We start from the raw sequence: 18634 nt of genomic DNA on the forward strand, positions 1-18634 counted from the left end.
AGAGGTGGGGAAGGAAAGGCGCCGGTCTTTCCCGGCTGTCATGGCGCTGGTTGTTCAGTCGTACAGGCCATAACTGAAATCGTGCTCGTCGCAATCGATCACCAGCTTGGCACCACCGAAGTAGAGGGCCGCAGTGAGCTTTTCCCACTTCTTGTAAATCATGAAGTTGCGGCCAATGGGTGCGCCGTCCAGCTTCGCGCTGTAGACCTCACCGAAGTCGTAGCCCCGCTCGTTCTGGCCTTTGACGCTGATGCTGATCCGATTGGCCAGCTCCCATTCGGTGCGCTTGGTACCAGAGGAGTATCGAGATGACGAACTGCGCTCTTCCGGCTGTGGGTCAAAGTAGATGTGCATGTGCTTGCTGCTGCCGATGTAGTCGTTTTCAGCTTCGCGAATGGTGATGTGCGGGCTTTCCCATTGCTCGTCTGTTGCGCGCTCTTTGTTTTCTTCGATGAAGGCATTCAGCAAATCGCTCAGGTTTACGAATTCCGGCACGATGTCGTCTTTCAGCGCATCGTCGATAGCTGCTTGCGAACGACGAAGCATTTCGCCAGTAACGCCAGAAGACTCCCACTGTGTTTTCAATGCGGTGGCGATCAGGTCGTTGTAGCGAGTCAGCTCAAACAGATCGCTCACGTTGGATGGCAGCGCATCTTTAATGGCTTGGCTGACCAGCTTGCCCATGTCGCTGTAGCTGCGGAAATTGTCTTTGATGATGTCGGTGAACATGCTTTCCACATGCTTATCGATGATTTCTGCCGGCTTGGCGCCGTCTGTGAATCGGGTTACGCCATCCATCAGCATGGATTGAAGTGTTTGCTCGCTCATTTGGTGCTCCGTGCTTGATCGGTTGTTTTCCCAATGCACCCGACCGAACTGCAGTTGGGTGCATCAGTGAAAACTTCCGCCGTAACCCGCTACTGGCGTCGGTCACCGGCTTGAATCAAATGTTCTTCCAGCCGCGGGCCTTTCGGCTTGTTCTCCCGCTGGATAACTGTTCTTGGCGCTTTACGCTGCACGCCCGGGTCAGTTGCCAACCCTCTGAACCGTTTAGGCCGGCTCATCGCTGCCTTTGAATCTGGGCCGGTGGTGATCCGGCAAGGGGTGTCGCTAAAGAGCGGTGCAGGTTTAACTGCCGACCGGCGTTCTTAGTTGCTGGCTTGAGTTGAATTTAAGCAAGCTGAAATTAAGGTGTCAAGCATGCTGAATAAAATAATTCAGATTGCTGAAATTTACGGGCGATAAAAAGCCCGCTCACTGGCGGGCTCATTTAGTAATCGCAGTACTCGCGCCAGCCGATCCTTACGGCGCCATCATCCAAATGCTCGATCCTTATGCCGGCGGTGTCGCCGATGTCTTGGATGACTTGGTGCCAAGCTTCAGGGCTTTCATCGTCGAGTCTGGAGACTTCAACCAACTGAATTCTCTGCACTCGAGGAGAGGCGATTATGCGTTGCAGACGACGGCCGACAAGCTCGTAGGAGTTCCGTGGTTTGGATGTTGGGGAGGGTGCCTGAATCATGCTTCGCTCCTTGCTAATACTGTATGTGTATACAGTATTGCTGCTGCCATATGATGGCAATAGAGCGACAAGAAAATTCATGCATAAATGCATATTTTGCAGCTGTGCTTTCTGGCAGGCATGAAAAAGCCCGCGCTGAGCAGGCTTGAGCTTGATCAGGAAGGCTACGCGTCAGGTGCCACAATATGGATATCGCCGAGTAGGTCGCTCACTGAGCGGATGTTTTCGCGCGCACCTAGGGCTTCAGCCTCAGATGCAAATGGTCCAACAGCAACGAATTTCGCCGAGCCCTTGGTGGTCGGAAGCCCCAGGCGCTTCACTGACCGGGTTGCCTCCGCGTGTGCCCATGGCTCGCATTCCACCCGTACAGTCCATCCTGACATCAAGGGTACATGCGCGGACAGTGCTGGGAGTACGTCACCACCGCAATGCTTGCACTTGATGGCTGCTCTTTTGATGGTCTCTGCACAGAGCGGGCAGGGGCGTGTATCTGTCTCGGCCGCGGCTTGTGGCGAAGTGGATTTGCCGCCGAGAAGCACCATAAGCAAGCCCGCGAGGGCAATCATGCCGCCAACGATCGTATGGATCTGTCGGTCGGCCATAAGGCCCATATTGTTCACCCGGCCGCCGGTACCAGTAGGCACGGACACATCCATGCTCAGCGCAAAGACCAACCAGCAAACGCCGACAATAATCGCGAATGTTCCGAATCCCTTCATTGATTAACTCCCAAAATTGAGCCTGCACTTTACCATTCGTGGCGTACAGCCACCATTTGGGGAGGAGGGCGTTCAATCTGGCCCATGCGCCTTCAGCCTGGCCAAGCCCTGCTTGATATGCCCGGCGTTCTCTCCGATCGCCTCCAGGGCGCCGCGCACATTCTCGCCGATCTTGGCATGGCCTTGGCTTTCGACGAGCAGCGTCAACTCCATCAGCGCAGCTTCTAGGGCGAGCTGGTTCTCATATATGCGTTCCAGGGTGTCTGTAAGGGAGTATTCGGGCGAGGGCATCGCTTGGTCTCCAGTAGATGGCATGGAAAGCATAGCCGCGGGCAAAAAAATGGCCCGCTTATGTGCGGGCCTAAAGGGAATTCTTCAAAGGAGTAGGGCGACTTTGCACTCTGTCCTGTAAATGCCAGGTGAAAAGGATGTCGAAAAAGCAGAAAGCCCGCACGGGGCGGGCTCTCTGTAACAATTGGGGTGCTGATCCCTTTTCAATCGCCAGGATTGCCAGCGCAATGGTGGCGCGACGAAGGGCAGATACAAGAACCTTCAAGTAGACCTATCCGGCGATCCCTCCTTTGGACATATCGATCTCAAACGCAATTTCTTCAGCGAGTTTTTGAACGCTTGAGCTGTCTGCAAGCTTGGCCAGGTTAATACCTGTCGTACAAAACATCGCGTCATACTCGGGCTGCCTGACGAAGACGGTAGCTGTCCATCCGTTGATCAAAATGCAATCTACCTGGTGTCCTGGCAGACTTCGTTCTAGATCCTCTCTCAGCGATATCTTCTTCCAACTGTGCATGATGGTGTACTAGCGTGGCAGTGATGCACGATTGACATGTTGCTGCTGAAAAAGTGCCAGCGTCAGATGCGAGACGCCCAGCGCTAGCCTGGCATTTTGTAATCAAATCTCAGACAAAGAAAAGCACGCGATGGGGAGTGCGAGCTGAAAGGGATGATCGCTAGGAGCTGGGGTAACCATAAGCGCTTGACTGTGAAAGAAACCCTTCACAGCGTCCAGCTTGATGACCGATATCAGATCGAAGTCGCTATCGCCTGGGCCAGCTGCATGTCTGACATGAGCGGAGAAGGATAGGTCGACTGGTAGTATCTGGATGCCTGCTCAAACTCCGCGCCGCGAATCTCGCCATCCGAACCAATGAACGCCAGAGCGTCAGTCTTGGCTGACTTGAAAATCTCAGGCGGCTCGGTCGTGAGAGATGTGGTCGCTCCAATTAAAATGGTTGGCGCGGAAATTGTGAGAAATATCGCAGCCGCGATAGGGTTGGCGCCATCACCTGATACGGCCTGCGTGCTGACCGATGCCAGTAGGGCTATCGCCAGTGTCTTCCATGAGTCCATTCTTCGATGCTTCCATTGCGATCAGAGGGCGCCACCATAGCAGGGCAGGGGAACCGCCAGATACAAGAAACCCGGCGCGGGACCGGGCTTGGGGAGTCTAAATTAAAACTAAGGCCTCTCGATAACAAGCCTGGCCTGGAGTACGTCTAGTAGGTCGAATGATGTGATGTAGTTGACATCAAAATCCTTGCAAATATTTGGGATTTTAATTTTTTTGCTATTGTCGGGGGCTAAAACCTCATGAGTCACAATGGTTTTACCGGTCGTGGCTGCTTTCGCAATTAACCATGGATCTGCACCACCTAAGAAACGAATCTTTTCAGGATCTGTAGGGAGCTTCATACTCATTACATGCTCAGCAATTCGCCCGAAAAACTCCTGAGTAGCCTTGTCGTCAATTGTATCGAACTGCGCTTGACGTATCTTTACCCAATCCGATAGCTCATCACCATAATCGGACAATTCCTTGTACACCATGGTAATGCTCGATAGTTGTCCTAGCTGAAAAGCCGTATCGAGCCAATCCCAAAAGCCAGGACAGAAATTCATTCGATAGTGAGCGTTTTTAGCTTGTATATAAGAGTTGGCATCTAGCAGGTAGCTCAAAATCCAAGTTCCTTCTTAGAATATTCAGAAATCTTGTGTGGCTTTATTCCCATCAGCCTAGAGGCATCCCTGAATAGCATACGGCCACTCAATGCCTCACTCGCCACGGCTTTGGCCAGAGTTTTACTGATTCGTCCAGTCTGTAGTCGCGAGTAGGGCGGAGCTCCATCTTTATTTCTGGCTTTGTGCGCTGCTATTTTGCCACCAATGAAATTACTGTAATCAGCTTGGCTGATGAACCCCAGCGTCAATGCGCGCCTAGCAATCACCCACTCACTGACATGGAATGTCCGTGTGATGAAAGGGAGGTTATCTTTCCAATCCTCAAAATGCTTCCAGGCAATACGAAACTCACGTTCTGGCGCCAGCAGTTCAGCGGCAACTGCATTGCAGAATATCTCTTCTCTATTGTGCGTTTGTGGTTCTGCGTCAGATACGCCAGACTTCCCAATCCAGATATGCGTAAGCTCGTGGATGAGAGTGAAGAGTCGGGCCTCGGGGCAATCGGCAGTATTGACGAATATTACAGGAGCTAGAGCGTCGCTCATCGCAAAGCCGCGAAATTCATCAACCGATAGAGGTCTACTCGTATTGTTGTTTACAATACTATTGCGCATAACCAGAATTCCGATGTTTTCTATGCTTTGAACCAGCTTAGAAAAATAATCATCGAAAGTTCCGCGTTTTGGCATTTCAGGTATTCCCAACTTCTCCCGCATGCTAATCACAACTGCGGGAATTCCATCGTTAATACTTAGGATGCCAACTACTTCGTTTTTCTCATATCCCTGGGAAGTTAACCAGCTACGGTACCAATCTTGTCGTTCCATCGCCCAACGGATTGTGTCTCTGAGAGCGAGACTATAGCTTGGCTCTCGACCGTTAACGGTTCGAAGGTCGGGTAGAGGCAGGTCTTCAACAGGCGGTTTTGCTAGATACAAATAGCCAAAAGGGATGTGGGTATGATGCGCGTAGTTCATGGCTTGGTTAAAGGAAGGCCGTTTCGCTCCGTCTTCCCAAGCAAGCACATTGTCCTCAGCTGTCCCGATACTTTTCGCAAGCGTGCCCGCGCTGATTCTTGCCCTGGAACGAGCCCATCTCAGTATTTCTGGGTTGATTAGCGCTTCCATGTGCGAAACCTTTCTTTAGACATTACACAAACACCTAGCATGGGCCTGACTCTACGCGACATAGACGGACTCTAAAAGCTATTCGTCACCGATGAGCCAGCCCGTTCATCGTGCAGCTCGCGCGCCGCACCTGCTAAGGCTTAGCTCTCGTGATTTGCCCCGCCCTCACCTCATCCGCACTCCATAGAAGTGGTTCAGCATTATCAGCTCAACCACAGCCACGAAAAAGCAGAGCACCACGAAGCCAGGACTGAATACCCGCTTGCGGTTGGATGAGCTGCCGTCCGGCCAAATGCCAGCTTCGGTTGTGAAAACCACCATGAGTGCCAGCAGAGCATAGGTCCACACCTTGCTCCAGAAGCTCTGCTCTCGCCATGAGGTCGATGGCTTTCCAAGGGCGGATGGCATCAGTAAAACTTCTGCAGCGCCTGGACAACTACGCCAACGATCCGGCAGTTTTCGTCTACCGCCTCAATTGGGTAGCTCGGATTCAGCGGTTTTAAGAACAGCCGACCACCATCGCTGACCAGCTTCTTAAAAGTGGCTTCGTTGCTGTCTGGGAGCTTGGCCACGACCAGCTTACCTGGTGCGACCTCAGCCTCGGTGTCCACAAGGATCAGAGTGCCTTCGGTGATGCTCTGGCCGGCGGGCGCCGTCATCGAGTCACCTTTAACCTTCAGCCAGAACGCCGTGCCCTTGGAGTCGTACTCCGAGAACTCATAGCTGTCCGAGAATCCGGCTGGGTAGGGCTCAACAGCTTCTGCCCAGGCGCCGGCGGCAACCCAGCTGATTACTGGGTAGCGGAATGATTTGGTGGGTTGCGCAGCGGGGGAGACGTTCGATTCGGAAGTGTCCCGCTCATCACCCTCGCCTATAGCCAGCCACTCAGCTCGGAATCCAGTCGCTTTTGCCAGTGCGTAAAGGTTCTCCGGCCTGAGGCTTTTGCTCTCGCCGGTGATCCACTGCGTGACGGCAGAATTTGCAACGCCGCAAAGCGATGCAATTTCTCCTTTCTTTTTACCGCTGACCTGTATGGCGCGGGCGATGCGTTCGTGTCTTTCCATGGACTCAATATTAAGCTAGCTGAATTTAAGCATGCAGTAGGCAGAAAACATCGTTGATGCTATAACTTAAGCATGCTTAAATTAGGGCAGGCTCGAACGAGGATTCGCAATGAATACGCATGAAGTCGCCGAATTCTTCGGCAGCAAGACAAAGCTGGCCCTGGCCCTGGGTATCCGCCCAAGCGCAGTGACCATGTGGGGAGAAACGATTCCCGAATCCAGGCAGTACCAGATTCAGGTTCTCTCCAAGGGCAGATTCAAGGCAGCAAAGAAGGCTCAGGCCGCCTGACACTCATGTCCGCCGATCCATTGAGCAAATGATCGCTTCTGCATCGGCAGGGCGCCACGGAAACAAATTTGAGGTTTTACGAATGGAAGACTTTTTGGATGCATGCCAGGCAGCAGTGAAGGGCAACGAGCCCAAATCCCTGGCTGCAAAGATGGGTGTTCCACACGTTGGCCTGCTTCAGCGCGCAAACCCGGACAATGAAGCTCACCACCTGACCGTGGAGCATCTGTTCGGGATATTGCTGCACACCGGAGACATGCGCCCGCTGATCACGCTTGCCGGGGAGTTCGGTTTTGAGTTGGTCGCAAAGACCGAGCCGAAGCCTCAGGCGCTCACCAAGTCGCTGATCAACGTCGCGAAGGAGGTAGCTGACCTGACCATCGCCGTGCATGAAGCGCTGGACGACAACCACGTAAGCACCTTCGAGAAGAGCCTTATCCGCCAAGAGATCAACCACGTTCGCCAGAGCCTGGACGTGATGGATGCATCGGTAAAGGCCGCCTGAATTTCAGACACAAAAAAGCCGGGGCGCAATCCCGGCTTTTTCAACAGCAACACAACTTGTGGAGCGAATCATGCACCAAGCCAACCAAACGATCAATAGCCCCAACATTCCCGCACCACGTTTTTCGCAATCTGAAAACGTGGCGCGCAATTCCTCAGTGATTCCGTTCGACTTCGACGGCGCCGCGATCCGAGTCATCACCGACAAGCTCGGAGATCCGTGGTTTGTTGCCCGCGATGTCGCTGACGCCCTCGGCTACTCCAAACCGGAGAACGCCGTGGCCCGTCACTGCAAGGCCGCGACCACTACCCCGAAACAGGGTGGTGGTTTCATGACCATCATCCCAGAACGGGACCTGTACCGGCTGGTGATGAAGTCCAAGCTTCCGGCCGCCGAGAAGTTCGAAGAGTGGGTGGTGGGCCAGGTGCTGCCGAGCGTCCGCAAGACCGGCTCGTTTTCCGCCCAGGGCCCGAACAGCTCCAAGATCGTCGGCGAGCTGGCAATCCTTGAGTGCTTCGACCGCCTGTTGAAGCCGGCGCCCTCCAGCAAGATGCTGATGCTCGCCAAGATCGCTGCCAACAACGGCCTAGACGCCAAATTCCTCTCAGGTTACGCCGTGGATGCCGCTCCCGACGCCTCTGGCGGTTCTTCCATGCCAACGAAGGCCATTACCGCCCTGATCAAAGATAACGCCATTGCCATCACGCCACGCGCCTTCAACCTTGCTCTTGAGGCCCACGGCTTCCTCAAGGTCCTCCAGCGCAAAAACTCCAAGCAGGAAATGGTGGACTTCTGGTCTGTGACCGAGAAGGGCATGGCCTACGGCAAGAACCTCACCAGCCCTCAATGCCCCCGCGAGACGCAGCCTCATTGGTACGTGGATCGCTTTCTTGAATTGGCCGCAAAGGTCGGGAAGGCTTGATATGAGCATGGGCCTTATGGTCGCCGCGATGAAACTTCGCGTCGGAAATCCGTTGCGCAAGCTGGTGCTAATAAAGCTGGCCGACAACGCTAGTGACATAGGCGAGTGCTGGCCGTCCTATCAGCACATTGCTGATCAGTGCGAGATCAGCAAGCGCTCTGTCATGAACCACATCACAGCCTTGTGTGACGCGGGATTGCTGCGCAAGGAAATCCGGAAGGGTGGCCCAAAGGGGAATTCGTCAAACGTTTACTTCCTAACCCTCGACGGTGGTGGTGCACCTCCTGCACCAGGGGTGGTGCAGCAGATTCACCAGGGTAGTGCATCAGGTTCACCCCCTAGTGAATCTCCTGCACCAGGGGGTAGTGCAGCAGCTGCACCCAGAATCAGTAACTCTCTTGAACCAGTCATAGAACCGGTCATTGAACCAATTGCACCCCCGGCTCCTGCCGAGGTTGTGCCGGCTCAGTCCCGCGGCTTGGTGCTGGTGGTTGATCGCACCGATGCCCCACGGGTCGAGATTCCCGCCGACATGCCTGGCCCCAAAGACCAGACCTGCAAAACCTTCAAGGTCTGGGCGAACTACGCCATGGCCTACCGCAAGCGCTACAGCGCCTGGCCGGTGTGGAACGCCAAGGCGGGCGGCCAGCTCGGCCAACTGGTCGACCGCCTCGGTGCCGATGTCGCCCATCACGTCGCCGCGCACTTCCTGAAAACCAGCGATGCCGCCGTCTTGCGCAAGTGCCACAGCCTCAACGAACTGCTGGCCAACGCCGAGAGCTACCACACCCAGTGGGTGACCGGACAGCGCATCAACGGCACAACCGCCCGCCAGATGGAACGGACTGAGGCAAACCTTTCCGCAGCCGAGCAGGCCGCCCAGATGGTTTTGGCCAAACGCCAAGCAGGTGACCGCAATGAATACCTCTGAAATGAACGACCAGCAGGTTGCCGGACTGGCCGCTGCAATCTGCGCAACGGCCGAGGCCATGGGCCAGGAAATGAACCCAGGCACTGCCGCAATGATGGCCGAAGATCTTTGCTCCTACCCGGTCCCCGTCGTCAAAGCAGCGCTGAAAGCGTGCCGCTTCGAAGTGAAGGGCAAGCTGGCAATGGCTGACATCCTGCAGCGCGTCCAGACCTCCGACGGCCGCCCCGGGAAGGACGAGGCATGGGCAATCGCCATGACCACCAACGACGAGTACGAAACCGTTGTCCTGACCGACGAAATCCAGCTGGCCCTGGCCGCTGCGAAACCCATCTTGGATGGCGGCGACAAAATCGGCGCGCGCATGGCCTTCATCGACGCCTACCAGCGGTTTGTGGGCCAGGCCCGCGAGGATGCGAAACCAGTCAACTGGCATGTGTCAGTGGGCTTCGACGCCAACCGCCGCATCCAGGCTGTGACCAAGGCAATGGAGCTGAAGCGCATTCCCCACGAATACGCCCAGAAGTACCTGGCAGACCTTAGCGTTGAGCCGATCACCGAGGATGGTCGTGCCATTGCAGGTCTGCTCACCGGTGCCGTCACCCGGGCAGAGCCGGTGCTTCGCCAAAAACTGGAGATCGTGAAGAGCTCGATGCTGGAAATGCGGAAGGCCAGCGAAGAGCGAAAGGACGAGATCCGGATTGCAGCGGCCAATGAGTTGGCTGATCGCCGAGCCCTGCTGATTAAGCAGGCGCAGGAACTGGAAGAGAAGAGGGCGGCGCAATGACCGACAAGATCAGCGTCAACTGCCAAGCCAAGCTCACTGAGGCCATCACATGCCTGACCACCATGTACCGGGACAAGAGGTTTGTGGTGGTCTCCCTGCGCCCGGGCAAGGACCGCACCCTCGACCAGAACCGGCTGTGGTTTGGGATGTACAAGCGAATCGCCGAAATGACACAGATCGGCGACGCCGCGGATGCCCGTCGGTACTGCAAGCTTCACTTCGGCGTGCAGATCCTGCTGAACGAGGACGCTGGGTTCCAGGCCGAGTGGTACCGCGTGATGCGTCACCTGCCATACGAAACGAAGCTGGCCATGATGGGCGAGTGCCATTTGTTTGGCCCTGATGGCTTCCCGGTGACCAGCCTGTTCAACCGCGCCCAGGGCATCAATTACACCGACCGCATCGCAGCCTACTTCACAGGCCAAGGTGTGGTTTTCACTGATCTACTCAGCAAGGAGGCTGCATGATCGCCAAGCAACCAAAACCGAAGAAATGCCGTGTTACGGCGTGCGGTGCGTCATTCGTCCCATTACGCCTGGGTCAGGCTGTGTGCAGTCCTGCATGCGCAATCCTCGATGCACCGAAGAACCAAGATAGGGCCCGCAAGGCAATTGCCCAGCGTGAGCGCCGCGATATAAAGGTTCGCAAGGAGAAGCTGAAGAGCAGGGCGGATCATCTGCGCGAGGCCCAGGCCGCCGTGAACGAGTACGTGCGCCTGCGTGACGCGTGCCTGCCATGCATTAGCTGCGACTCGACGCCGAACGACAACGACCTCATGACCGGCAGCCGGTGGGACGCTGGGCATTACCGATCCGTCGGCGCCTGCCCGGAACTGCGCTTCGAGCCGCTGAACATCCACCGCCAGTGCGTGAAGTGCAACCGCAACCTATCTGGCAATGCCGTGGAGTACCGCATTCGCCTGGTGCTGCGTATCGGCGCCGAGAAGGTGGCATGGCTGGAAGGACTACACCCGCCTTGCAAGTACACCGTAGAAGAGATCAAGGCCATCAAGGCCAAGTACCGGGCAATGACCAAAGAACTGAAAAAAGGGGAAGCCGCATGAAGCTGATCAACGCAAGGCAGGTATGGACCGAAGCACAACACGAATCGAACGCGTCGATCAGCGCTGTGGCCATCGACAAAGCCCAGTCGGCACCGATCAAGAAGGGGCAGCGCATGCGCCGCGCCGAGGCCGTGTTCGCTGCACTGGGGGATGACAAGGAGGAACGCATCCAGGTTGTGCGGCAGAAGATCAGCATCAGCGAAACGCGCGGGACGCCGCTGGGCAGGTCCACTGCCCGCGCTGCTCACCTAGCTATGATCGGAAAAGTGCTACGCGCCATCGACACACTTCCGTTCCAGGTGCAGCAGTTCGGGCACTACCTGTACCACCCGGCGATGAACATGCGGCACCTGCTGAATGCGGTGCTGCTGATCACCGCCAAGGCCGCGCTGCCAGACCTGACTTCGGCCAAGCGCGTTAAGGCGCAATACCTGGTCACTCTGGCCCTGCAATCGTACAAGGGGGAGGTGCACGGGGCTGCGGAGTGGGGGCCGGCGCGGGTAGCCGCTGAGATGCTGACATTCTTCGGCGTCACCATTGACCCAAAGAACTGGACGCGTGACTGGCTCGACCTGTGGGAATCCCTGAAAGAAGTGATAAAGGAAGTGGATATTCAGGCTCAACAACCGCTATGGCAGGTGATCCACGCGGAAAAAGATCAAGAGGCGGCATAATCATGTTGACATGACGGGGTTTTGCGCGTACTTTTCCCATAGTGCACAAGTAACGCGAAACGCACACGAAACCCTGAACCCGGCCATCGCGCCGGGTTTTTTATTGCCTAAGTTTCACTGCAGCCAGGGCAGCCTCACGGAAGGCCTGGACGCTGATAAGCCGGTAGTGCAGCGCTATGGAAAAACACCGGCAGCCCACGCGCTCTGTTCACACCTGACTTCCAGAGTGGCGCGAGACCAGATCAGCGAGATCGATGCATTGGGGTGTCGACGCTGGGATTGTCTTCGGCTGACAGCGGGAAAGACCGCGCATCTATTCAGGGCCTATACGCTTGCACGAGGCCCAAGCTAACCAGCTTTGTTCCAGCGAACCTGGGTAACGCCTAGTTTCCCAGCCTCAAGCAGCATTGCGTCTCTCGATAGGCAGCAATCTATGCGGCCATCTGATCCTTGGCCCGCGTGACTTGCAGCCAGGCGAATTGCTTCTTCTTCGCTGAACTCTGTCGCAGTCGTTATGAAATGCTCAGGCTCTCCGTTCCTCATGTAATGAATGGCGTAATAGGCGTGGTTTGTCATTGGAGCCTCTTGGCCGAAGCCATACCCAAAAGGGTCGATTCTAAGTATCTGGAATTCAGAGAGGTCTGCCGGGATATGAGGCCGAGAGAGATGGTTGCGCCTGAACTGCGGGTTGTTCTATTCGTGTGCTTGTTAAATTATGACCACTGCGCTTACGGTTCGTGCGTTTTACGCTGAATCTATATTTTCATGGCCTCGACATTGATCGGGGCCTTTTCGTTTTTGGCCCTACCACATCCATCGCTCTGAGCTGGGGCTGCTGGGGCTGATTCAAATCTGCAGGTCATGGCCTGTCATATTCATAACTCCCTGACGGGGAGGAACCGAGATGTCCAACATGCCAGACAAACCAGACACATGGGCGATTGCGCTTGCGTGGTTTAGCCAGCATTCGCCAATCCTCTATGCGGCTGTGCTGTCCTGCGCCATGGCCGTCCTGCGCATCACCTACGGTGGCGGCACGCGGCGCCAGATGTTGGTGGAGGGCGCGATCTGTGGCGGCCTTACCTTGACCATCATCAGTGGTCTGGATTTCTTCGGTCTGCCACAGAGCATGGCTACCTTCGCAGGTGGCTGGGTCGGCTTCCTGGGCGTAGAGAAGATCCGGTCGATAGCTGACAGGGTGACTGACTTCAAACTGCCCAGTCGCAAGGTTGATTAATCCGCGCCACGTTTTCGAATGCGCCAAATCGTGGCGCGCAATCATGAGGGTTTCAGATGACGACCATTGCCTACAAAGACGGCGTGATCGCCTATGACTCCCGCTGCACACGTGGCACGACCATCACTGATGACGACTGCGAGAAGCTGGAGACGGTGAAGGGTGTGCATTTCCTTTGTACCGGTGCGACGTGCGATTTCGACGCACTGATCGCAGCCTATTTCGGTACTACTGCGTCGGCGCCCGTCGAGGCATCCGGATACGCGGTAGATGGCGGCACGCTCTGGCTGATCGGCCACGACGATAAGACGGGCTTCTGGAAGAACAGAATCAGGCTTGATCGTGCGGACGCTATTGGCAATGGATCGCCATTCGCCCTTACCGCAATGGACATGGGCGCAACTGCTGCTGAAGCCATTGAGATGGCCAAGAAGCGTGACACCTGTACCGGCGGACTGGTGAGGACGCTGAAAATCGGTATCGGATCAAATTAAGGATTCCCCATCACAACCAAGCAACCCGACTGGGAGGCAATCGAAAGCGCCTACCTGGCCGGGATTTGCTCTGCAGAGCTCTTCGCAAGCTCCACTGCAGCGGTGATGGCCGCTCTGGCTTGAGGGCTGTTCTTCCAGCAAGTCGAGCCTAATGCCGCGGATGCTTGAGCCAGGATGTCACCAACATCCGATTTTCGGAGTTCTGCGAGCGATTCGATACCCATTTGCTCAAGCCGAGTAATGACGGTTGGCCCTACGCCTTTGAGCGCGAGCAAAGCGGTTCTTTCATCTGATGAAAACGGCATCGTAAATTCCTTTTTTTGGCGATGAGTCCACGGAAGTGTGCCCGACGCTAGAGGGGGCCTCAATAGCCCGGCGTGCTCGTTTTGAGAATCTCCAAGGAGGGCGTGTGAACAGACCAGTGCCGCCAGCATCACTGCTTGAACTGTCCGACCTATCTGACTTCGGCATTCGACTGACTCCGGCCCCCGAGGTATGGGACTGGCTCCAATCCGAGATCCTCGCCGACACCGGCACCATTCACAACGAAGACCACGCTCACCTACTAGATGCAGACATCCGGGTGATGTGGGCGTCGTCGAGCTTCGAGAAACAGGGCCGCACAGTTCTGGGCCAGGCCGAACAGGTAGCCTTCCGTGCCGGTGGCTGGCAGAAGGCCCGGATGGAGCAACAGATGCGTGATTGGTTCGGCGATGTGCCGGCCTTCATCATCACCCTGGCTGCTGACTACTGCGCCCAGTGCAGCGACCTTGAGTTCTGCGCCTTGATCGAACACGAGCTGTATCACCTGGCTCACGCGACCGACAAGTACGGTCAACCAGCATTCACCCAAGACGGTGCACCAAAGATCAAGCTGCAGAGTCACGACGTCGAAGAGTTCGTCGGTGTGGTCCGCCGCTATGGTGCGAGCCCTGACGTTCAAGCGTTGGTGGATGCTGCAAACAGTCCTGCTGAGGTGGGGAAATTGAACATTGCGAGGGCCTGCGGAACCTGTCTGCTGAGATCGGCCTGATTCTTGACAGGCTCTAGACGGATGAGAATTTATGGCAGCCCTGAAAAATGAGGTGAAGAGCTTCATCGTTCAGGCGCTGGCGTGCTTTGACACCCCATCCCAGGTGGTGGAAGCCGTCAAGAACGAATACGGGGTTGTGGTGAGCCGCCAGCAGGTGGAGACGCACGACCCAACCAAGTCCGCGGGTAAGGGGCTGGCGGTGAAGTGGGTGACGCTTTTCCACGACACCAGGAAGCGGTTCCGAGAAGAGACCGCAGAGATCCCGATTGCCAACCGCGCGTTCCGGCTTCGTGGCCTGGGGCGAATGGCTGAGAAGGCCGAGAACATGCGCAACCTGGCGCTCACCGCTCAGTTGTACGAGCAGGCCGCCAAAGAGGTGGGCGACGTCTATGTGAACCGCCGCCTCGAACCTGAAAAACCTCTGGGCTCCCAAGCGGACCAGCAGCACGCCGTTGCTGAGTACACCTTGGAGCCTGATGAGAATGTCCCCGCTACCCCGTACCTTTGACCCGCCGGTAAAGCTGACGCCCAAACAGGCGAACATTTACTGCTGGGGGTTCCAGCCAGAGGCCCGCTTCCGTGATGCGGTGTGCGGCAGGCGGTTCGGCAAGACGTTCTTGGGCAAGGCCGAGATGCGCCGCGCTGCACGCCTGGCTGCTGAGTGGGGCGTGAGCGTTGAGGACGAGATCTGGTATGGCGCGCCGACCTTCAAACAGGCTAAGCGGGTGTTCTGGCGGCGCCTGAAGCAGGCCATTCCCGAGGCATGGCGTGCACACCGTCCGAATGAGACTGAATGCTCGATTACGCTCAAGTCCGGCCACGTCATGCGCGTGGTGGGGCTCGACAACTACGACAATCTGCGGGGATCAGGTCTGTTTTTCGTCCTGGTGGATGAATGGGCGGACTGTCCATGGGAGGCATGGGAAGAGGTCCTGCGCCCGATGCTCTCGACCTGCCAATACTCAATACCGGGCATCGGCATGCGAAAAGGTGGCCACGCGCTGCGCATCGGCACGCCAAAGGGCTTCAACCATTGCTACGACACGTTCCTTGATGGCCGTCCAGGCCATGAGCCCGATCACAAGAGCTGGCTGTACACCTCGCTCGACGGCGGCAACGTTCCGGCTGAAGAGCTGGAAGCTGCCCGCCGCAAGATGGACCCTCGGACCTTCCGGCAAGAGTATGAGGCCAGCTTCGAGAACTACCAGGGCGTTGTCTACTACACGTTCAATCGTGAGGCGAACCGAACCAGCGAGACGATCAAACGCGGTGAGGCGCTGCACATCGGCATGGACTTCAACGTCATGAAGATGGCCGCCGTGGTGCATGTCATCCGCGACGACCTGCCATTGGCCCTCAGCGAGTTCTCCGAGGTGCGCGACACACCGGAGATGATTGAGAAGATCAAGCTTCGCTTCCCTGATCACAGCATTGCGATCTACCCGGACGCCAGCGGTCAGAACACAAGCAGCAAGAGCGCGAGCGAGTCTGATCTGTCATTGCTCAGGAAGGCCGGTTTCACCGTAGTGGTGGATTCGACCAATCCAGCGGTGAAGGATCGGGTCAACGCTATGTGCGCGATGTTCGCCAACACGTACGGCGAGCACCGGTACCTGGTTAACGTCGACCAATGCCCGAAATACACGCAGTGCCTGGAACGGCAGATCTACACGGAAAAGGGTGAGCCCGACAAGAAGGCCGGTTATGACCACTTGGTGGACGCCCCCGGTTACTTCATTGCCAAGCGGTACCCGATCAAAACACGCACAGGCGGAACACGCCGAATTGGAGGCTTGGCCTGATGCCAGTGCAATCGACAAACCCCGACTACGACGCGCACATCGCTGAGTGGGAGATGATGGACGATGCCCTCGAGGGTGAGTGCGCCGTTAAGCGCAACGAGCGCAACCTGCCCAAACCGAGCGGCATGGTAGAGGCTGAAAAGCTCGACGGCGCTGGCAACAAGTACCTGTACGAGAATTACACGGCCCGCGCCCAGTATGAGCACTGGGTGCGGGACTCACTGCGCTCAATGATGGGTCTGGTCTCGCGGCTGATCCCGGAAATAGAACTGCCCAGTGGCCTAAAAGGGTTGGAGGACAACGCCACAGCCGACGGCTTCGGCCTGAAGCAGTTGTTCTTCCGGATGGTGCGCCAGGCTATTTCCCATGGCCGGGTGCCGCTGGTGGTGAACATCGATGACCGCGGCGAGCCGTACTTCTCGACGTACGCCACACGCAACGCCATCAACTGGGACACCGCTGATCAAGGCGGCCGGCAGGACCTGGTGCTATCTGTGTTCCGCGAGTTTCGCAAGAAGGGCGGCGATCGATACAGCCATGACTGCGACACGGTGTTCCGTGAGTTCTTCATGCTGGACGATGTTTGCCACACGGCGGTGCGAAATGAAGGCGGTGAGCTGGTCGAGGACGAGAAGCCGCTGGGCACCACCGGTACCGACAACCGCTTGGTCAAAGGCCTGCCATACCTGCCCGTGATCTACTGCGGCTCGACCGACAACTCGCCGGAAGTCGACGAGGTGCCGCTGCTGACCATGGCGCGCGCCGCGTTGAAGTCATACCAGATCAGCGCTGACTACTTCAGCTCTCTGCATCAGACCAGCCACCCGCAACCGTGGGTTTCTGGTCTGGATGAGGCTGTAGAGCTGAGTGTGACTGGCCCTTCGGCAGCATGGGACCTTGGCCCGAACGGCAAAGCTGACTACCTGGAGTTCAAGGGCACTGGTATTGAAGCCAACCGCAAGGCCATGGATGACCAGAAGAACGCCGCGCTTGAGGCTGGCGCCAAGGTCATGGACGTGGGCGGTACCGAGTCGGGCGAGGCGCGGAAGACCCGCCAGAACGACCAGCACGCCACGCTGCACAGCATCGTCATCACAGTGGCCGAGGCGGTGGAGCAGGGGCTGCGCTACGCCGCCGAGTGGAAGGGCTACGACCCTAAACAGGTCAAGTTCAAGGTGAACCCTGAGTTCGTGACCCCGGTGGTCGACGCCCAGGTGCTCGCCGAGCTGCTCAAGGGTGTGATGGCCGGCACGATCAGCGCCGACACCTACTGGCAGTACCTCACCACCGGCAAGCTGCCGGAGCGCCCATACGAAGACGAAGCCGAACTGATCAGCGATGAGCGCGAGTCGGCCGGCATTAACTTGGATAAAGACGATGCCGACGACAAGCCTGGCGCAGGCGGACAGCCAACTGCTGGAGCAGACGACCCGCCACTCGGTAATGCTGGAGCGGCTTAAAGCTGGCGAAGTAAAAAAGTTCGAGAAGTACCTGCGCCAGATCGACAAGCTGGTGCGGGAGCAACTGACCCGCAAGGAGCTGACCACCTACAGCCGGGACCGCCTTGAGCAGTTCCTGGCGCGGGTGGACGGCAAGCTGCTGGACATCTACAAGGCCTACGGCGACCTGGTGCAGGCCGATCTGGTCGAAATCGCGCTGTACGAGTCAACATTCGAGGCGAATAGCCTGAGCAATGCACTCTCCATCGACGCGGTGGTGCCGACAAACACGGTGATCCGTGCGGCGGTGTTCTCCTATCCGCTCCAGGTAAAGGGCATCGACGGCGGCAAGCTGCTGAAGAGCTTTGTCAGCGGCTGGACGCGAACCGAGACGATGCGCGTCACGAACACTATCCGGCTCGGCTTCGGCCAGGGGCAGACCAATGCCCAGATCATCCAGGCGATTCGCGGCACCGCTGCGCAGAACTTTACAGACGGCGTCCTGGCGGTGAGTAAACGCAATGCTGCCTCTGTTGTGCAGACAGCAATCCAGCACGTGGCCACCACGGCGCGAATTGAGACGTTGAAGGCCAACAGCGACGTGGTGCTGGGATATCGCTGGGTATCGACGCTCGATCGCAAGACCTCGCAACAATGCAAAGGTCTGGACGGTATGCGCTTCGACCTGGGCAAAGGCCCGCTGCCGCCGGCACATATCAACTGCCGGTCAACCACGGTGCCGACCACCAGGCTTTCGGAGATGTTCGCCAAGGACGCCACGCGCGCCTCGGTGGGCGATAACGGCGGGACCCAGGTCGACGCAGGCCTTAACTATTACGAGTGGCTGGCAACGCAACCGGCGGGCTTCCAGGATCATGCTCTCGGGCCAGTCCGGGGCAAGTTGTTCCGCGATGGCGGCCTGACGCCGGAGAAGTTTGCCAAGCTGCAGCTCGACAAATCGTTCAAGCCGCTGACGCTGGCGCAGTTGAAGGAGGCAGAGCCTGACATGTTCATCCGAGCAGGCGTTACACTCGGCGCTCAACCAGGTTGAG

General features: G+C 57.1%; 26 protein-coding genes. 15 read left to right on the top strand and 11 right to left on the bottom strand.

The annotated features are described in order from the left end of the window. Window positions 1-54 precede the first annotated feature (54 nt). The 9 genes from AB7933_RS16030 to AB7933_RS16070 all read right to left on the bottom strand — a co-directional run bounded on the left by AB7933_RS16030 (window position 55) and on the right by AB7933_RS16070 (window position 6409). The gene (locus AB7933_RS16030) at window positions 55-828 is read right to left on the bottom strand and encodes a hypothetical protein (RefSeq protein ID WP_024075241.1); all 774 of its coding nucleotides are present in this window, start codon (window positions 826-828) and stop codon (window positions 55-57) included. A gap of 442 nt (window positions 829-1270) precedes the next feature. Next, on the bottom strand, window positions 1271-1522 hold the full coding sequence (locus AB7933_RS16035) for a DUF1654 domain-containing protein (protein WP_024075242.1): 252 nt from the start codon (window positions 1520-1522) through the stop codon (window positions 1271-1273). A 164-nt stretch (window positions 1523-1686) separates the two neighbouring features. Continuing rightward, a complete protein-coding gene (locus AB7933_RS16040) occupies window positions 1687-2241 on the bottom strand; it encodes a hypothetical protein (protein ID WP_024075243.1) in 555 nt (184 codons plus the stop codon). 72 nt (window positions 2242-2313) lie between these two features. After that, entirely contained in the window at window positions 2314-2532 is a 219-nt protein-coding gene (locus AB7933_RS16045) for a hypothetical protein (protein WP_024075244.1), read from the bottom strand. Window positions 2533-3282: 750 nt separating this feature from the next. Next, window positions 3283-3609 (bottom strand): DUF2388 domain-containing protein, encoded by a 327-nt coding sequence (locus AB7933_RS16050; protein WP_024075246.1) that lies wholly within the window; start codon window positions 3607-3609, stop codon window positions 3283-3285. Window positions 3610-3717: 108 nt separating this feature from the next. Then, window positions 3718-4215: a DUF4411 family protein gene (locus tag AB7933_RS16055; RefSeq protein ID WP_024075247.1), complete on the bottom strand. Its 498-nt coding sequence runs from the start codon at window positions 4213-4215 to the stop codon at window positions 3718-3720. After that, window positions 4212-5345, bottom strand: coding sequence for an ImmA/IrrE family metallo-endopeptidase (locus AB7933_RS16060; RefSeq protein WP_024075248.1), 1134 nt, complete (start codon window positions 5343-5345; stop codon window positions 4212-4214). The genes AB7933_RS16055 and AB7933_RS16060 overlap by 4 nt, the downstream gene beginning before the upstream one ends. A gap of 165 nt (window positions 5346-5510) precedes the next feature. After that, the gene (locus tag AB7933_RS16065; protein WP_024075249.1) at window positions 5511-5753 is read right to left on the bottom strand and encodes a hypothetical protein; all 243 of its coding nucleotides are present in this window, start codon (window positions 5751-5753) and stop codon (window positions 5511-5513) included. Further along, window positions 5753-6409, bottom strand: a complete 657-nt coding sequence (locus AB7933_RS16070; RefSeq protein WP_024075250.1) for a LexA family protein — start codon at window positions 6407-6409, stop codon at window positions 5753-5755. The genes AB7933_RS16065 and AB7933_RS16070 overlap by 1 nt, the downstream gene beginning before the upstream one ends. Before the next feature lie 109 nt (window positions 6410-6518). Between AB7933_RS16070 and AB7933_RS16075 the strand changes: the two genes are divergently transcribed. The 8 genes from AB7933_RS16075 to AB7933_RS16110 all read left to right on the top strand — a co-directional run bounded on the left by AB7933_RS16075 (window position 6519) and on the right by AB7933_RS16110 (window position 11577). After that, window positions 6519-6698 carry a Cro/CI family transcriptional regulator gene (locus AB7933_RS16075; RefSeq protein ID WP_024075251.1) on the top strand — a complete coding sequence of 60 codons (180 nt, stop codon included), beginning with the start codon at window positions 6519-6521 and terminating at the stop codon, window positions 6696-6698. A gap of 82 nt (window positions 6699-6780) precedes the next feature. Next, window positions 6781-7203, top strand: a complete 423-nt coding sequence (locus AB7933_RS16080) for a phage regulatory CII family protein (protein WP_024075252.1) — start codon at window positions 6781-6783, stop codon at window positions 7201-7203. Between the two features lie 70 nt (window positions 7204-7273). Then, entirely contained in the window at window positions 7274-8125 is an 852-nt protein-coding gene (locus AB7933_RS16085; protein ID WP_024075253.1) for a BRO-N domain-containing protein, read from the top strand. 1 nt (window position 8126) lies between these two features. Continuing rightward, window positions 8127-9056 (top strand): helix-turn-helix domain-containing protein, encoded by a 930-nt coding sequence (locus AB7933_RS16090; protein ID WP_024075254.1) that lies wholly within the window; start codon window positions 8127-8129, stop codon window positions 9054-9056. After that, a complete protein-coding gene (locus AB7933_RS16095; protein ID WP_041160925.1) occupies window positions 9043-9840 on the top strand; it encodes a hypothetical protein in 798 nt (265 codons plus the stop codon). The genes AB7933_RS16090 and AB7933_RS16095 overlap by 14 nt, the downstream gene beginning before the upstream one ends. Then, a complete protein-coding gene (locus AB7933_RS16100) occupies window positions 9837-10307 on the top strand; it encodes a hypothetical protein (protein WP_024075256.1) in 471 nt (156 codons plus the stop codon). The genes AB7933_RS16095 and AB7933_RS16100 overlap by 4 nt, the downstream gene beginning before the upstream one ends. After that, window positions 10304-10903 carry a recombination protein NinG gene (locus tag AB7933_RS16105; RefSeq protein WP_024075257.1) on the top strand — a complete coding sequence of 200 codons (600 nt, stop codon included), beginning with the start codon at window positions 10304-10306 and terminating at the stop codon, window positions 10901-10903. The genes AB7933_RS16100 and AB7933_RS16105 overlap by 4 nt, the downstream gene beginning before the upstream one ends. Next, the gene (locus tag AB7933_RS16110; RefSeq protein ID WP_024075258.1) at window positions 10900-11577 is read left to right on the top strand and encodes a hypothetical protein; all 678 of its coding nucleotides are present in this window, start codon (window positions 10900-10902) and stop codon (window positions 11575-11577) included. Before AB7933_RS16105 ends, AB7933_RS16110 begins: the two co-directional genes overlap by 4 nt. Window positions 11578-11925: 348 nt before the next feature. On the opposite strand, the gene AB7933_RS16115 is transcribed toward AB7933_RS16110, so the two are convergent. Then, a complete protein-coding gene (locus AB7933_RS16115) occupies window positions 11926-12153 on the bottom strand; it encodes a DUF6555 family protein (RefSeq protein WP_024075259.1) in 228 nt (75 codons plus the stop codon). A 328-nt stretch (window positions 12154-12481) separates the two neighbouring features. Between AB7933_RS16115 and AB7933_RS16120 the strand changes: the two genes are divergently transcribed. Then, window positions 12482-12814, top strand: coding sequence for a phage holin, lambda family (locus AB7933_RS16120; RefSeq protein WP_024075260.1), 333 nt, complete (start codon window positions 12482-12484; stop codon window positions 12812-12814). 56 nt (window positions 12815-12870) lie between these two features. Further along, window positions 12871-13308 (top strand): proteasome subunit beta, encoded by a 438-nt coding sequence (locus AB7933_RS16125; RefSeq protein ID WP_024075261.1) that lies wholly within the window; start codon window positions 12871-12873, stop codon window positions 13306-13308. A 50-nt stretch (window positions 13309-13358) separates the two neighbouring features. Here AB7933_RS16125 and AB7933_RS16130 read toward each other — a convergent pair whose 3' ends face one another. Next, window positions 13359-13613 carry a Pathogenicity locus gene (locus AB7933_RS16130; protein WP_024075262.1) on the bottom strand — a complete coding sequence of 85 codons (255 nt, stop codon included), beginning with the start codon at window positions 13611-13613 and terminating at the stop codon, window positions 13359-13361. A gap of 104 nt (window positions 13614-13717) precedes the next feature. Here AB7933_RS16130 and AB7933_RS16135 point away from each other — a divergent pair, with 104 nt between their 5' ends. The 5 genes from AB7933_RS16135 to AB7933_RS16155 are packed head-to-tail and all read left to right on the top strand — an operon-like array spanning window position 13718 to window position 18633. Further along, complete coding sequence (locus AB7933_RS16135; RefSeq protein ID WP_024075263.1) at window positions 13718-14341, top strand: putative metallopeptidase; 624 nt, start codon at window positions 13718-13720, stop codon at window positions 14339-14341. Window positions 14342-14372: 31 nt separating this feature from the next. Beyond that, window positions 14373-14849, top strand: a complete 477-nt coding sequence (locus AB7933_RS16140; protein WP_024075264.1) for a DUF2280 domain-containing protein — start codon at window positions 14373-14375, stop codon at window positions 14847-14849. Next, the gene (locus AB7933_RS16145; RefSeq protein WP_024075265.1) at window positions 14824-16143 is read left to right on the top strand and encodes a phage terminase; all 1320 of its coding nucleotides are present in this window, start codon (window positions 14824-14826) and stop codon (window positions 16141-16143) included. The genes AB7933_RS16140 and AB7933_RS16145 overlap by 26 nt, the downstream gene beginning before the upstream one ends. Beyond that, window positions 16143-17603: a DUF4055 domain-containing protein gene (locus tag AB7933_RS16150; RefSeq protein WP_024075266.1), complete on the top strand. Its 1461-nt coding sequence runs from the start codon at window positions 16143-16145 to the stop codon at window positions 17601-17603. The genes AB7933_RS16145 and AB7933_RS16150 overlap by 1 nt, the downstream gene beginning before the upstream one ends. Next, window positions 17521-18633, top strand: coding sequence for a minor capsid protein (locus AB7933_RS16155; RefSeq protein WP_041160926.1), 1113 nt, complete (start codon window positions 17521-17523; stop codon window positions 18631-18633). The genes AB7933_RS16150 and AB7933_RS16155 overlap by 83 nt, the downstream gene beginning before the upstream one ends. The last annotated feature ends 1 nt before the right edge of the window (window position 18634 follow it).

Origin of the sequence: Pseudomonas gorinensis, assembly GCF_042015035.1 — a bacterium.
In the GTDB taxonomy this organism is placed as follows: Bacteria; Pseudomonadota; Gammaproteobacteria; order Pseudomonadales; family Pseudomonadaceae; genus Aquipseudomonas; species Aquipseudomonas gorinensis.

Coding starts and splice junctions, on each gene's coding strand:
- AB7933_RS16100 (WP_024075256.1), top strand. CDS start 9,837: ATGACCGACAAGATCAGCGTCAACTGCCAAGCCAAGCTCACTGAGGCC.
- AB7933_RS16140 (WP_024075264.1), top strand. CDS start 14,373: ATGGCAGCCCTGAAAAATGAGGTGAAGAGCTTCATCGTTCAGGCGCTG.
- AB7933_RS16050 (WP_024075246.1), bottom strand. CDS start 3,609: ATGGACTCATGGAAGACACTGGCGATAGCCCTACTGGCATCGGTCAGC.
- AB7933_RS16045 (WP_024075244.1), bottom strand. CDS start 2,532: ATGCCCTCGCCCGAATACTCCCTTACAGACACCCTGGAACGCATATAT.
- AB7933_RS16155 (WP_041160926.1), top strand. CDS start 17,521: ATGCCGACGACAAGCCTGGCGCAGGCGGACAGCCAACTGCTGGAGCAG.
- AB7933_RS16125 (WP_024075261.1), top strand. CDS start 12,871: ATGACGACCATTGCCTACAAAGACGGCGTGATCGCCTATGACTCCCGC.
- AB7933_RS16145 (WP_024075265.1), top strand. CDS start 14,824: ATGTCCCCGCTACCCCGTACCTTTGACCCGCCGGTAAAGCTGACGCCC.
- AB7933_RS16035 (WP_024075242.1), bottom strand. CDS start 1,522: ATGATTCAGGCACCCTCCCCAACATCCAAACCACGGAACTCCTACGAG.
- AB7933_RS16075 (WP_024075251.1), top strand. CDS start 6,519: ATGAATACGCATGAAGTCGCCGAATTCTTCGGCAGCAAGACAAAGCTG.
- AB7933_RS16120 (WP_024075260.1), top strand. CDS start 12,482: ATGTCCAACATGCCAGACAAACCAGACACATGGGCGATTGCGCTTGCG.
- AB7933_RS16040 (WP_024075243.1), bottom strand. CDS start 2,241: ATGAAGGGATTCGGAACATTCGCGATTATTGTCGGCGTTTGCTGGTTG.
- AB7933_RS16060 (WP_024075248.1), bottom strand. CDS start 5,345: ATGGAAGCGCTAATCAACCCAGAAATACTGAGATGGGCTCGTTCCAGG.
- AB7933_RS16070 (WP_024075250.1), bottom strand. CDS start 6,409: ATGGAAAGACACGAACGCATCGCCCGCGCCATACAGGTCAGCGGTAAA.
- AB7933_RS16030 (WP_024075241.1), bottom strand. CDS start 828: ATGAGCGAGCAAACACTTCAATCCATGCTGATGGATGGCGTAACCCGA.
- AB7933_RS16105 (WP_024075257.1), top strand. CDS start 10,304: ATGATCGCCAAGCAACCAAAACCGAAGAAATGCCGTGTTACGGCGTGC.
- AB7933_RS16090 (WP_024075254.1), top strand. CDS start 8,127: ATGAGCATGGGCCTTATGGTCGCCGCGATGAAACTTCGCGTCGGAAAT.
- AB7933_RS16130 (WP_024075262.1), bottom strand. CDS start 13,613: ATGCCGTTTTCATCAGATGAAAGAACCGCTTTGCTCGCGCTCAAAGGC.
- AB7933_RS16085 (WP_024075253.1), top strand. CDS start 7,274: ATGCACCAAGCCAACCAAACGATCAATAGCCCCAACATTCCCGCACCA.
- AB7933_RS16095 (WP_041160925.1), top strand. CDS start 9,043: ATGAATACCTCTGAAATGAACGACCAGCAGGTTGCCGGACTGGCCGCT.
- AB7933_RS16080 (WP_024075252.1), top strand. CDS start 6,781: ATGGAAGACTTTTTGGATGCATGCCAGGCAGCAGTGAAGGGCAACGAG.
- AB7933_RS16110 (WP_024075258.1), top strand. CDS start 10,900: ATGAAGCTGATCAACGCAAGGCAGGTATGGACCGAAGCACAACACGAA.
- AB7933_RS16065 (WP_024075249.1), bottom strand. CDS start 5,753: ATGCCATCCGCCCTTGGAAAGCCATCGACCTCATGGCGAGAGCAGAGC.
- AB7933_RS16115 (WP_024075259.1), bottom strand. CDS start 12,153: ATGACAAACCACGCCTATTACGCCATTCATTACATGAGGAACGGAGAG.
- AB7933_RS16150 (WP_024075266.1), top strand. CDS start 16,143: ATGCCAGTGCAATCGACAAACCCCGACTACGACGCGCACATCGCTGAG.